The organism is Collimonas fungivorans (genome assembly GCF_001584145.1).
In the GTDB taxonomy this organism is placed as follows: Bacteria; Pseudomonadota; Gammaproteobacteria; order Burkholderiales; family Burkholderiaceae_D; genus Collimonas; species Collimonas fungivorans.
The window spans coordinates 1977754-1990760 of sequence record NZ_CP013232.1 but is presented as its reverse complement, the minus strand read 5'-3'; the positions used below and the strand labels follow the sequence as shown (position 1 = coordinate 1990760).

The window sequence follows — 13007 nt, the reverse complement described above, 5'->3', positions numbered from 1 at the left end:
GCACCAGCGTCACAGGTGAATCAGAGGTCACGCGTGGGCATTACATGCCCACCCTACGCGCGAGTGCGGCCGGAACTCAGGTAATCGGCGATCGAGTCCTGGGTAACCTCGCCCAGGTAGCTGTTGTCCTGGTCGATCACCGGCATCCAGCTGGTGCTGTGCTTGTACATCTTGGACAGCACCACGCGCAGGTTTTCGTCCGGCGCGGCGCTGACCGTGAACGGCTTCATCTTGTCGATGCATGCGCCCTGCCCGCCGCGCGCGTCGCGCCTGGCGACGTAGCCGAGCGCGTGGTTGGCGGCATTGGTGACAGTGACATAACGGTAATCGTTATCGTCCATCACGCCATAGGCGGTCGCCATGCTGGCGTCTTCCAGCACCGTCGCCGAAGTGGCGGCGGCATCGCCGGCGCGCACCAGCAACAGCCGCTTCAAAGTCGCATCCTGGCCGACGAAGGAGCCGACGAACTCGTCCTTGGGACGCGCCAGCAGGGTATCCGGGCGATCCACCTGCACCAGCTTGCCGGCCCGGAAAATCGCGATCTTGTCGCCCAGCTTGATGGCTTCGTCGATGTCGTGGCTGACCATGATCACGGTCTTGTTCAGCTGGCGCTGCATCTGGAAGAATTCATTCTGGATCGATTCGCGGTTGATCGGATCGACCGCGCCGAACGGCTCGTCCATCAGCAATACCGGAGGATCGGCCGCCAGCGCCCGGATCACGCCGATGCGCTGCTGTTGGCCGCCCGACATCTCGCGCGGATAACGGCTCAGGAAACGCTTGGGATCGAGCGCCACCATCGCCATCAGTTCGGTAGCGCGCTCGTGGCAGCGCTTCTTGTCCCAGCCGAGCAGGCGCGGCACCACGGTGATGTTTTCTTCGATGGTCATGTTGGGAAACAAGCCCACCTGCTGGATCACGTAGCCGATTTTCCGGCGCAGGCTGACTTCGTCCAGGCCGGTGGTGTCTTCGCCATCCAGCAGTACACGGCCGGAAGTCGGCGCGATCAGCCGGTTGATCATTTTCAAGGTAGTGCTCTTGCCGCAGCCGGATGGCCCCAGAAATACGCAGATCTCTCCTTCGGCAACCGTCAGGTTAACCTGGTCCACTGCCTTGACCTGATTACCGTCATTTTGCGTGAATACTTTACTGAGCTGGTCGAGTTGAATCATGATTTTTGCATTCCTTTCGGTGTAAGCAGCCGCTGCAGGACTTGCAGCAGCATGTCGGCGACAATCGCGAGTACGCTGATCAATACCGCGCCGACTACGAGTTTTTGCATATTGCTCTGGCTGATGGCATGCAGGATCAGCACGCCGAGGCCGCCGGCGCCGATGATCGCCGCCACCGCCATCACGCCGATGTTCATGACCACGGCGGTGCGGACGCCGCCCAGGATGACCGGCACCGACAACGGCAAGTCAACCAGCCGCAGGCGCTGCCAGAAAGTCATGCCGATGCCGATCCCGGCTTCCTTGATACCGTGGTCGATGCCGTCCAGCGCCAGGTAGGTGTTGCGCATGATCGGCAACAGGGAATACAGGAATACCGCGGTGATCGCCGGCAGCGGCCCCAGTCCCTGGCCGAAGCGGGAAAACAGCGGGATCATCAAGCCGAACAAGGCGATCGAGGGCAAGGTCAGGATCACTGTCGCCAGGCCCATCATCGGGCTGGCCAGCCAGCGGTGGCGAATCATGACGATGCCGAGCGGCACGCCGATCAGGATCGCCAGGCCAACCGCTATCCCCACCAGCATCAGGTGCTGGATCGTCAGATGCAGGATTTCGGGCCAGGCGCTCAACAGGTAATCAAAAAAATTCATATGGCGTCCTAAATTAAGCGTTCAATGCTTTAAACATTCACTGCACATTCACTGCGCGTTCACTGCGTCAAGCCTTCAGCGCGCAGGAAATCCGCGGCGACCTGGGCTATCGGCAACTGGTCGATATCCACTTTTTTATTCATCTCGGTCATCTTGGCGGTATCGATCTTGGCCGACAGCGCGTTCAGCTGTTCTGCAAGCTTGGGATTGGCGTCCAGGATTTCTTTGCGCACTACCGGCACCGCACTGTAAAAAGCGAAGAAGCCCTTGTTATCCTCCAGCAGCTTGAGGTTGAAGCCCTGCACCCGGCCGTCGGATGAATAGGTCAGGCCGACATTGAGCTGGTCGTTATGCAAGGCGGTGTATACCAGGCCGGCATCCATCTGCTTCACTTCGCTGCGGTCAAGGCTGAAGCCGTACAGCGCCTGCAGCGGCTCAAGGCCATCGGGCCGCGAAGCGAATTCGAAATCCATCCCCATCAGATATTTTTTTTCGGGATCCTGCTGGCGCGCCTGCCTGATCTTGTTCGCCAGGTCTTCGATAGTGTTCAAGCCCTCTTCCTCGGCGCGTTGCCGCGGCACCGCCAATGCATAGGTGTTGTTCAGCTCGGATGGCTGCAGCCAGATCAGCTTCCTCGATGCATCCAGTTCCTTGACCCGCTGATAGGACTGGTCCCGGTCCAGCTTCTCGTCTATCTTGTTGTACACCACCAGCGCAGTGCCGGTGTAATCCCAGACGATATCGATCTGGCCGCTTTCCAGCGCCTGGCGCATGATGGTGGTGCCGAGGCCGTTCTTCAGGTCGACCGCATAGCCTTTGGCGTTCAGGTACTGCTGCGTCATGGACGACAGAATCAACTGCTCGGTGAAGTTCTTGCCGCCGACCACCAGGTCGGCCGCGCTGGCCGGCGCCGTGCCGAACAGGCTGAGCGTGAAAGCCAGCAACGCCGTTATACGGAATTTATGCATTTTGTTTCCTTGTCAGATAGGTGGCGATCAACGCAGCAAACCGCGCTTGCTCAGGTAGGCATTGCTGCCCAGCGAGACGATCGCATCCAGCATCAGCGCCAGCACCGCAGTGGCGGTGGCGCCCAGCAGCAGCTGGCCGTGGTTGTTCAGGTAGATGCCAGGGAAAATCAGGCCGCCCAGGCTCTCGCCGCCGATCAGGATCGACAGCGGCGCGGTGCCGACATTGATCGCCAGCGCGGTGCGGATGCCGCCGACGATGATCGGCAAGGCATTCGGCAGCTCGACCCGGAACAAGACTTGCAGCGGCTTCATGCCGATGCCCTTGGCCGCCTCTTTCATCGCCGGCGAAACCTGCTTCAAGCCTTCATAGGTATTGCGCACGATGGGCAGCAGCGAAGCCAGCCACAAGGCGAGGATAGCCGGCTTGTCGCCGATGCCGAACAGGGCCAGCGCCAGCGCCAGCACCGCCATGGAGGGAATGGTGTTGCCGATATTGAAGATCTGCATCCACTTTTCGGCATGGCGCGAAAAGTAAGGACGACTGAGCAGGATGCCGGCCGGAATGCCGCACAGCAGCGCCAGCGACATCGACCAGCCGACCAGGACCAGGTGACGTCCGGTGTAATAAATCAGGTCGCCCTGGTACTGATGGATCACTGCGGGCCCGATCGACCAGCCGATGGCAGCCACCACCAGCAATGTGACGGCGGCGCCGATCATGGCGTTGCGATAGCGATTCGTCATGCTTACTCCCTTGCATAGGCAGCGGCTGAAAACTCGTGGTGCGGCACGCCGGCTTTTTTGCCTGCGGGCGCGCAAACGGTTTTTCTTTTCCGCTGCGTATTGCATGACCGCGAAACACGAAACGACACGAAACCTGTCAGCGCGACATACAAATCAATTTTTTATGATCTCGTCCGGTCTTCCCGCGGGGAGGACATTGAACAAGCCGACTGCCGCATGGGGCGGCAAAGAATGCGAGGAATTCCCCGACTTTGGTGAAACTCCGGCGTAGCCGAAGCGTGAGACAACCCGCTGACGCGAGTCACGAAACCCAAAAAGGTGCCGTTGAGGCGGCACCATATTGTTGAGCGTTTGCCATTATAGCCAATTTTCTTGATGACGTCCAGTAATGGGATTTGCAAAAGCTATTACCCGAATGTCTGAAGACCACGATAGCATAGGATTTACGGAATGAATGTCAGAAAAATCTGATTTTTATGACAATAAAGAGCAAGTGAAGTAAAAGATGGATGCAGCTTGCCGAAGACGCCGCCATGGCCAACTGGCGGCGTCTTGAGGGGGAAATAACCAGGCGCCTGGAGCAACCTGGCGCCCTGGTCGTGCACCAGGCGGGTTAAACCTGCGGATTAACCCTCGAGCTTTTTAGCCCGCGCCTGGACATCAGCCAGGTTGCCCTTTACCGCGGCAGTCAGGCGGGTGCCGTAGTCGGCGTCGGCCTTGTAAAAATGGCTGAGCATGATTTGCTTGATTTCAGGATTGCTGACCTTGACCAGGTCGCTGGCCAGATTGCCGATCAGGTTTTCCTGCTCCTGTTTGGACAATGAGCGATAGAAATCGCCGGCCTGGGTGAAGTTGTCGGTGACAGTGATACGCGCCTGTTGCGTAGTGCCGCTCAAAGGTGTCTGCACCCCCTTGTATTGCGCATCTTCGGCATAGCTGCCGGCCTGGCGCGAGGGCTGGTAATTGACGTCTCCAGCCGGATTGACGGCAGTGCCGGCGCCGTTGGAGTTGTAGTTATTCACCTTCGCCAGCGGCTGGTTGACCGGCAGATGCTGGTTGTTTGCGCCCAGGCGGTGGAACTGCGTATCAGCATATGAGAACAGGCGGCCTTGCAGCATGCGGTCTTCCGACGGCTCGATACCTGGCACCAGGTGCGACGGCGCCATGGCGACCGATTCGGTGGTTTCGAAGAAGTTCTCCGGCACCTTGTTCAAGGTCATGGTGCCGATCTTGGTTTCGGCAATGCCAGGCCAGATCTTGGTGTCGTCCAGTGCATTGAAAGGAAATTTTCCCAGGTCTTCAGGCTTCACCACCTGTATGTACAAATCCCATTTCGGAAATTCGCCGCGCTTGATCGCACCGTAGAGGTCGTCGGTCAGGTTATTGAAGTCTTCGCCTTGCACCTTGGCTGCTTCGGCGCGGGTCAGGTTCTTGATGCCTTGCTGGCTCTTCCAGTGGAATTTCACATAACTGACCTGATTCTGGGCGTTGACCATCTTGAATGCATGGACGCCGTTGCCGTCCATCATGCGGTAAGAAGCCGGGATGCCGAGGTCGGAATATACCCGCGTCAGCATATGAGTGCTTTCCGGCTGGTGGCTGAAAAAATCGAAGAAACGGTTCGGATCCTGCGCATTGGTGATCGGCGACGGTTTCAGCGAATGGATCATGTCGGGAAACTTGATGGCGTCGCGGATGAAAAAGATCGGCAGGTTATTGCCGACCAGGTCCCAGTTGCCTTGGTCGGTGTAGAACTTGGTGGCAAAGCCGCGCGGATCGCGCAGCGTTTCAGGTGAACCGCTGGGATGGATCACGGTGGAGAAGCGCACGAATACGGGCGTCTTCTTGCCGGCTGCGGCAAACACGCTGGCGCGCGTCAACCCGGACAGGTTGCCAGCAGAGACAAACTCGCCGGCAGCGCCGGTGCCGCGTGCATGGACCACACGTTCCGGAATCCGTTCGCGGTCGAAGCGCTGCAGCTTTTCAATCAGGTGGGTGTCTTGCAGTACATCGGGGCCGTTCGGACCGGCGGTTTGCGAATTCTGGTTATCGCCGACCGGCGAGCCGTTGTCACGCGTCATGGTCTGGGCGCCGACGCCGGACGCCAGCAATGCGCCTAAGCCCAATGCCGCGATGCGCGCGAGAGGGAACTGTCTGGATATCTTCATGATTTGGCCTCAATGTTTTTGTCATGTGCGGGGATACGCCGATAAATTATGGAGTTCCAAAACATCTTTGCATATTGATAATTTCCAATGGGAAATATAGTTAAATACTATCGATATACACAATTCAATTTATAACAATGAATATCATCCGGCGGGCGATACGCTGAAAACGCACTGGCCGATAACCAGCGGGCGCGATCGGATTGCCGCCATGGATTGGCGCAGCATCAGGAAAAACAGGAGAAAGAAGGAGTACTAGGCGGATTCAAGCGGTCGCCGCTACAGCGATGATTAGTTAACCATCGCTGTAGCGGCGGGAGGGGAAAAGATCAGAGCGCCTTGCGCAGCTTGCTGGCAGCGGCCGCCAGCGCGGTGATGCGCGCCCAATCGCCGGACTTCAGCAGGTCTTTCGGCGTCAGCCAGGAGCCGCCGACGCAGGCAACGTTCTTGCAGGCCAGGAAATCCGGCGCAGTTTCCAGCGAAATGCCGCCGGTCGGGCAGAACGTGACGTCGCCTAAAGGACCGGCAATCGCATTCAGCATGCCGACGCCGCCCGCCGGCACTGCCGGGAACAGCTTCAACTGGCGGAAGCCGGCTTCGCGCGCCGCCATCACTTCGGACGGCGTCATCACACCAGGCAACAACGGCAGGCCGCTGGATTTGGCGGCGGCGATCAAGGCTGGCGTCAAGCCAGGAGAAACGCCGAACACCGCGCCGGCGTCGCGCGCGGCGACAAACTCGTCAGCCTGGGTCAAGGTGCCGACGCCGACAATCGCGCCCGGCACCTGCTCGGCGATGGCGCGGATGGCAGGCAAGCCATGCGCCGTGCGCAGCGTCACTTCGAGTACGCGAATCCCGCCTGCGACCAGGGCCTTGGCCAGCGGCACCGCATGCTCGATATCGTCGATCGCAATCACCGGGATCACCGGCGATGCGCGCATGATGTCCAGCAGCTGGTTGCCGTAAAGGAGGTTTGTGGATGTCATATCGTGGCTTTCTGTGGTTGTTGTTCGGCGGCTTCATGCAGGACCGGCGGCAAACCGAAGCTGGTGGCGCCCTCTTCCGCAGCGCTCACTGTCGTGCGGAACATGGCGAACAGTTCGCGGCCCATGCCGACGTGGTTGGCTGTCAGGTCGAGCGTCAGCGGCTGGCGCTGCGCCCATTCTTCGGTCGGCACCAAGGCTTCCAGTATACCCTGCTCGGCATCCATGCGGATCATGTCGCCGTCGCGCACCAGGCCCAGCGGGCCGCCGGCCAGCACTTCCGGCGTCACGTGGATCGCCGCCGGCACCTTGCCTGAAGCGCCCGACATGCGGCCGTCGGTGATCAAGGCGACATGGCGGCCGGCATCCTGCAGAATCCCCAGCGCCGGCGTCAATGCATGCAATTCCGGCATGCCGTTGGCGCGCGGGCCTTGATGGCTCAGCACCGCGACAAAATCGCGGTCCAGTTCGCCGGCGCGGAACGCTTTCATGAACGCCTCTTGCGAATGGAACACCAGCGCCGGCGCCTGCACTACCCAATGTTCTTTCTTGACCGCGGAAATCTTGATGACCGAGCGTCCCAGGTTGCCGGTCAGCAGCCGCAAGCCGCCGTCGGCGGAAAACGGCGCGGTCGCCGTGCGCAGCACCGAATCGTCGCCGCTGACTGCCGGCGCCGGCTTGAACACCACCGATTCGCCTTGCAGGAAAGGCTCGGCGCAATGCGCACGCAGGCTGTCGCCGAGGATGGTCTTGACATCTTCATGCATCAGGCCGGCATCCAGCAGTTCACGGATCACAAACCCGGTGCCGCCGGCAGCGTGGAAATGGTTGACGTCGGCGTCGCCGTTCGGATAGATGCGGGTGACCAGCGGCACCACCGCCGACAGCGCATCGAAATCGTTCCAGTCGATGACGATGCCGGCCGCCTTGGCGATCGCCACCAGGTGCAAGGTATGGTTGGTGGAACCGCCGGTCGCCAGCAAGGTGACGATGGCGTTGACGATGCTCTTCTCGCTGACCACGTGGCCGACCGGCAGATACTGGTCGCCGCGATCGGTGATCTTCAAGGCCTGGCGCGCCGCTTCGGCGGTCAGCGCAGCGCGCAGCGGCGTGTTCGGCGTGATGAACGCCGAGCCCGGCAGATGCAGTCCCAGCGCTTCCATCAGCATCTGGTTGCTGTTGGCGGTGCCGTAGAAAGTACAGGTGCCGGCGCTGTGGTAAGACTTGGCTTCCGCTTCCAGCAATTCGGCGCGGCCGATTTTTCCTTCGGCGTAGAGCTGGCGGATCTTTACCTTTTCTTTGTTGGTCATGCCGCTGGTCATCGGCCCGCCGGGGATGAACACCGCCGGCAGATGGCCGAAATGCAGCGCTCCGATCAGCAGCCCCGGCACGATCTTGTCGCAGATGCCAAGGTAGACTGCGGCGTCGAACATGTTGTGCGACAGCGCAATTGCCGTCGCCATCGCAATCGCGTCGCGCGAGAACAGGGACAGCTCCATGCCTGGCTGGCCCTGGGTCACGCCATCGCACATCGCTGGCGTGCCGCCGGCGAACTGGGCGACGCCGCCGGCCGCGTGGACCGCGTCCTTGATGATTTGCGGATAGTGCTCGAACGGCTGGTGCGCGGACAACATGTCGTTATACGAAGATACGATCGCGACCGATGAACTTTTGTCCTGTTTCAACCTCAATTTGTCATTCGTTGGAAATGCGGCGAATCCGTGTGCAAGATTGGTGCATGAGAGCGCTCCGCGCTGCACATCCTGACGACGCGCATGCTCCAGGCGCGCCAGATAAGCGCTACGATAAGGCTGGCTGCGCGCAACGATACGTTCGGTGACTTTGGCGACGCTGGCTTGAACAGACATGATTTGATCCTTGAAACAGTAGGAATTTGAAATTTTACTACAAAATAATGCAGCAACGCTAATTTACCGCCCTTTTTTCCACCCTTGCTCGTCTTTTACGACGAGCTCACGCTACCTGCGAAGCAACACCCTTAGCCATACGACAAGCCATGACCGTTATCTGGAGAAAACCACAGGCTGCCTGGCCAGCGCGGACCGCAAAGCCACGCTAAACAAGCATGCTGCAAAATATTTTGTAGTGAAATTACCGATAACTGTTGTATAGTCGTATAAATTCCCGACCGACAATAAAGACTCCGGATATGCCACAACCAGCGCTTAATACTACCGCCAGCTTTCAAGCCTTGCATGCACATTACGCAGCAATCAAAGAAACCTCGTTGCGCGAGCTGTTCGCCGCCTCTCCGTCGCGCTTTGAACAGTTCTCTCTCAAGGCGGCCGGCCTGTTCCTCGATTATGCAAAAAACAACGTTAGCGCCGAGACCATGGGCCACTTGTTTGCCCTGGCGCGCGAACGCCAGCTCGAACCCCGGCGCCAGGCGATGTTTGCCGGCGCAAAAATCAACACAACCGAAAACCGCGCCGTATTGCACACCGCCCTGCGGGCGCCGCGGCAACCTGCGCTGGAACTGGATGGCCAACAGGTCAGCGCCGACGTCCACGCAGTGCTCGAAAGAATTAAGACTTTCAGCGCCGCGGTTCGTTCCGGAGCATGGCTGGGTTATAACGGCAAACCGATCAGCGACATCGTCAACATCGGCATCGGCGGCTCCGACCTCGGCCCCAAGATGGTATGCCAGGCGCTGCGTCCCTACCAGCGGGCCGACCTCAAGCTGCACTTCGTGTCCAACGTCGACGGCGACGACCTTGACGCCGTGCTGCAGCAAGTCGATCCGCAAACCACGCTGTTCGTGATTGCCTCGAAAACCTTCACCACCGCGGAAACCATGATGAATGCGCATTCCGCGCGCAACTGGTTTTTGCAGAATGCGGCCGGCGCGCAGGAGTCCGATCTGCGCAAGCATTTTGTCGCCGCCTCCACCAATGTCGAGGGCGTCACCGCGTTCGGCATCGATGCCGCCAATATGTTCCCGTTCTGGGACTGGGTCGGCGGCCGCTATTCGGTGTGGTCGGCTATCGGCCTGCCGGTGGCGCTAGCGGTCGGCTTCGAGCAGTTCAGCGAATTCCTGGCCGGCGCCCACGCCATGGACCAGCATTTCCAGGACGCGCCGCTGGAACAGAACATGCCGGTGATCCTGGCTTTGCTGGGCGTCTGGTATCGCAATTTCTTCGATTACCGTTCAGTATCGATCGCGCCCTACCACCAGGACCTGGGCAACTTCCCGTCCTACCTGCAGCAGCTGGAAATGGAAAGCAACGGCAAGCGCGTCAGCCTTGACGGCCGCACGCTGGAGGCGGAGTCCTGCCCGGTCATCTGGGGCAATGTCGGCACCAACGGCCAGCACGCTTACTTTCAATTGCTGCACCAGGGCACGGACATCACGCCGGTCGATTTCATCGCGACCTTGCACGCCAGCCACCAGTTGCCAGGCCATCAAGCCGCGCTGCTGGCCAACTGCTTCGCCCAGTCGGAAGCCCTGATGCGCGGCAAGCATGCGGACGAAGTGCAAGCCGAAATGCAAGCCAAAGGCATGCCGGCCGACCAGATCGCCGCCCTGCTGCCGCACCGTACTTTCCCCGGCAACCGGCCTAGCAACACGATCCTGATGGAAGCACTGACGCCGGCCAGCCTTGGCGCGCTGATCGCCTTGTATGAACATAAAGTGTTCGTCCAGGGCGTGATCTGGGACGTCAACAGTTTCGACCAGTGGGGCGTCGAGCTGGGCAAGGTCCTGGCCAGCAATATCCTGGGCGAACTGACCGCAGTCCCGGCTCCTCAGGGAAATGCGCATGACAGTTCGACCAACGGCTTGATAACGATGGCGCGTACGGCTTTGTCATAACCGAGCTATAAATCGGGTTATATTTTCTTGGCAAGATGAAAAGGCGCTGACAAGACCGCGCCCCACCGTCCTGCATCTATCTCTCACTAGCGGCAGCAACTTATAGGTTTAATCATCATGGCTCTTGCAGAATTCGATTTGGCAATCTTTGGCGGCACCGGCGACCTGGCAATGCGCAAGCTGCTGCCGGCAATGTATGCGCGCGACCGCGCTAACGACTTGCCGCCGGGAGCGCGCATCCTGTGCATCGGGCGACATGAGAGCAGCGACGCGGATTTCCTCAAGCATGTAGAGCAGGACGCCAAGCCGCACGTCAGCAAGGAAAGCCTGGATGCCGCGGTCTGGCAGCGCTTCTGCAAACGCATCAAGTATGTCGCCATGGACGCCACCGACGCCGCCTCCTACAAGGCGCTGGTGGAAGCCATGCGGCCCGACCATGCAATCACCAATGTGTTCTACCTGGCGACGCCGCCCAGCCTGTTTTCGAAAATCTGCAAGAACCTGGCGGCCTGTGGCCTGGCCACGTCCAACTCGCGCGTGGTGCTGGAAAAACCCTTGGGCCGCGACCTCGCCAGCGCCAAGCAGATCAACGCCGAAGTCGGCGAGGTATTTGCCGAATCGCAGATTTTCCGTATCGACCATTACCTCGGTAAAGAGACGGTGCAAAACCTGCTGGCGCTGCGCTTCGGCAATGTATTGTTCGAGCCGCTGTGGCGCCGCGAATGGATTTCCGACGTGCAGATCACGATTGCCGAAGAACTGGGCGTCGGCAACCGCATGGGCTACTACGAGACTTCAGGCGCCTTGCGCGACATGCTGCAGAATCACTTGCTGCAGCTGCTGTGCATCGTCGCCATGGAACCGCCGGTATCGATCACGCCAGATGCCGTGCGCGATGAAAAGCTGAAAGTGCTGCGTTCGCTGAAACCTTTCACGCCGACCACGCTGGCGCAAAACGTAGTGCGCGGCCAATACCGTTCGGGCCACGTCGAAGGCGTCGCCGTGCCGGGCTACCGCAAGGAAGCCGACGCCAATCCGCAATCGCGGACGGAAACCTTTGTCGCCCTCAAGGCCGAAGTCGATACCTGGCGCTGGGCCGGCGTGCCGTTTTACCTGCGCACCGGCAAACGCATGGCCGATTCGCTGGCGGAAATCGTGATCCGCTTCAAGACCATCCCGCATTCGATCTTTGCCCAGCCAAACAGCAGCTTTGAGCCGAACTGCCTGGTGATCCGCCTGCAGCCGGACGAAGGTCTGACCCTGAACCTGATGGCCAAGACCCCCGGCGACGGCATGCGCCTGAAGCCGGTCGAGCTGGAACTGAATTTCCGCGAAAGTTTCAAATCGCCGCGCATGGAAGCTTACGAACGGCTGCTGCTGGATGTCTTGCGCGGCCAGCTGACCTTGTTCATGCGCAGCGACGAACTGGAAGCGGCATGGGCATGGGTAGAGCCGATCCTGGAATTCTGGGACCAGGAAGAAGACGATCCGATTCCTTACACCGCCGGCACCTGGGGTCCGGCCGCGGCCAGCGCCCTGATTGCACGCGACGGTTTGCAATGGCGCGAAGAAGCGCTGCCAGAACTCTGACCGGGCCGAACTCGAATGACAATGCTGCTGGACGCGATCCGGACCCAGATCGACTTGCTGTCAAAGTCGGAGAAAAAGGTCGCGCTGACGATTCTCGATAATCCGCAGCTGGCGCTGGCAGAAAACATCACCGCCTTGGCCAAGAACGCACAGGTATCGGAACCGACGGTAGTGCGTTTTTGCCGCGCCATCGGCTACGAAGGCTGGCACGATTTCAAGCTGAAGCTGGCGCAAAGCCTGGCGGTGGCGCTGCCTGGCGCCAACGAGATGCTGGCGCAGGACGATATCGCAGCCGACCTGGTCAACAAGATCTGCAGCCGCTCGATCAACACCTTGCTCGACTTGCGCAACCACCTGAGCGCCGATGCAATCCAGAAGGCGCTGGACGTTCTGCTCAAGGCCAACAAGATCGAGTTCTACGGCCAGGGCACTTCCGGTATCGTGGCAGCCGACGCCCAGCACAAATTCTTCCGTTCCGGCGTCCCCACCGTCGCCTACTCCGACCCGCACATCCACAGCATCGCCGCATCGCTGCTGCAGCCGGGCGATGCGGTGGTCGCCATCTCGCAGCGCGGCGGCAATGCCGCCCTGTTGCGCAGCGTGCAGCTGGCAAGAAAAGGCGGCGCCGACATCATCGTGCTGGGACCGAGCGGCACGCCGCTGGCGGAACTGGCCACGGTGCTGGTGCCGATCGACCTCAGTTTCAACACCGATCCCTACACGCCTATCTCGGCGCGCCTGGCGCACCTGGTGGTGATCGACATACTGGCGGTCGGACTGGCGCTCAAGCGCGGCCCGGAATTCCGCAAGAAAATGCAGAACGCGCAAAAAGCCTTGCAACAGTTCGACATGCAGTTCGATTCGTTTTTTCGTTGACGCTACTTTAGCGCCAGCGATGGA

General features: G+C 59.9%; 10 protein-coding genes. 3 read left to right on the top strand and 7 right to left on the bottom strand.

The genetic code is table 11. The annotated features are described in order from the left end of the window. Positions 1-53: 53 nt before the first annotated feature. From CFter6_RS08480 to edd, 7 genes are all read right to left on the bottom strand, one after another. Positions 54-1172, bottom strand: a complete 1119-nt coding sequence (locus tag CFter6_RS08480; protein ID WP_061539557.1) for an ABC transporter ATP-binding protein — start codon at positions 1170-1172, stop codon at positions 54-56. Then, the gene (locus CFter6_RS08475) at positions 1169-1822 is read right to left on the bottom strand and encodes an ABC transporter permease (RefSeq protein ID WP_061539556.1); all 654 of its coding nucleotides are present in this window, start codon (positions 1820-1822) and stop codon (positions 1169-1171) included. The genes CFter6_RS08480 and CFter6_RS08475 overlap by 4 nt, the downstream gene beginning before the upstream one ends. 59 nt (positions 1823-1881) lie before the next feature. Beyond that, entirely contained in the window at positions 1882-2790 is a 909-nt protein-coding gene (locus CFter6_RS08470) for a glycine betaine ABC transporter substrate-binding protein (RefSeq protein WP_061539555.1), read from the bottom strand. A gap of 27 nt (positions 2791-2817) precedes the next feature. Continuing rightward, entirely contained in the window at positions 2818-3510 is a 693-nt protein-coding gene (locus CFter6_RS08465) for an ABC transporter permease (RefSeq protein WP_061542270.1), read from the bottom strand. A gap of 650 nt (positions 3511-4160) precedes the next feature. Beyond that, the gene (locus CFter6_RS08460) at positions 4161-5702 is read right to left on the bottom strand and encodes a catalase (protein WP_061539554.1); all 1542 of its coding nucleotides are present in this window, start codon (positions 5700-5702) and stop codon (positions 4161-4163) included. A 329-nt stretch (positions 5703-6031) separates the two neighbouring features. Further along, complete coding sequence (locus CFter6_RS08455) at positions 6032-6688, bottom strand: bifunctional 4-hydroxy-2-oxoglutarate aldolase/2-dehydro-3-deoxy-phosphogluconate aldolase (RefSeq protein WP_061539553.1); 657 nt, start codon at positions 6686-6688, stop codon at positions 6032-6034. After that, positions 6685-8553, bottom strand: a complete 1869-nt coding sequence (gene edd / locus CFter6_RS08450; RefSeq protein WP_061539552.1) for a phosphogluconate dehydratase — start codon at positions 8551-8553, stop codon at positions 6685-6687. Before edd ends, CFter6_RS08455 begins: the two co-directional genes overlap by 4 nt. Before the next feature lie 302 nt (positions 8554-8855). Between edd and pgi the strand changes: the two genes are divergently transcribed. From pgi to CFter6_RS08435, 3 genes are all read left to right on the top strand, one after another. After that, positions 8856-10517, top strand: a complete 1662-nt coding sequence (gene pgi, locus CFter6_RS08445; protein WP_061539551.1) for a glucose-6-phosphate isomerase — start codon at positions 8856-8858, stop codon at positions 10515-10517. A gap of 117 nt (positions 10518-10634) precedes the next feature. Further along, positions 10635-12107, top strand: coding sequence for a glucose-6-phosphate dehydrogenase (zwf, locus tag CFter6_RS08440; RefSeq protein WP_061539550.1), 1473 nt, complete (start codon positions 10635-10637; stop codon positions 12105-12107). Positions 12108-12128: 21 nt separating this feature from the next. Then, positions 12129-12983: an SIS domain-containing protein gene (locus tag CFter6_RS08435; protein ID WP_041741462.1), complete on the top strand. Its 855-nt coding sequence runs from the start codon at positions 12129-12131 to the stop codon at positions 12981-12983. Positions 12984-13007: the final 24 nt, after the last annotated feature.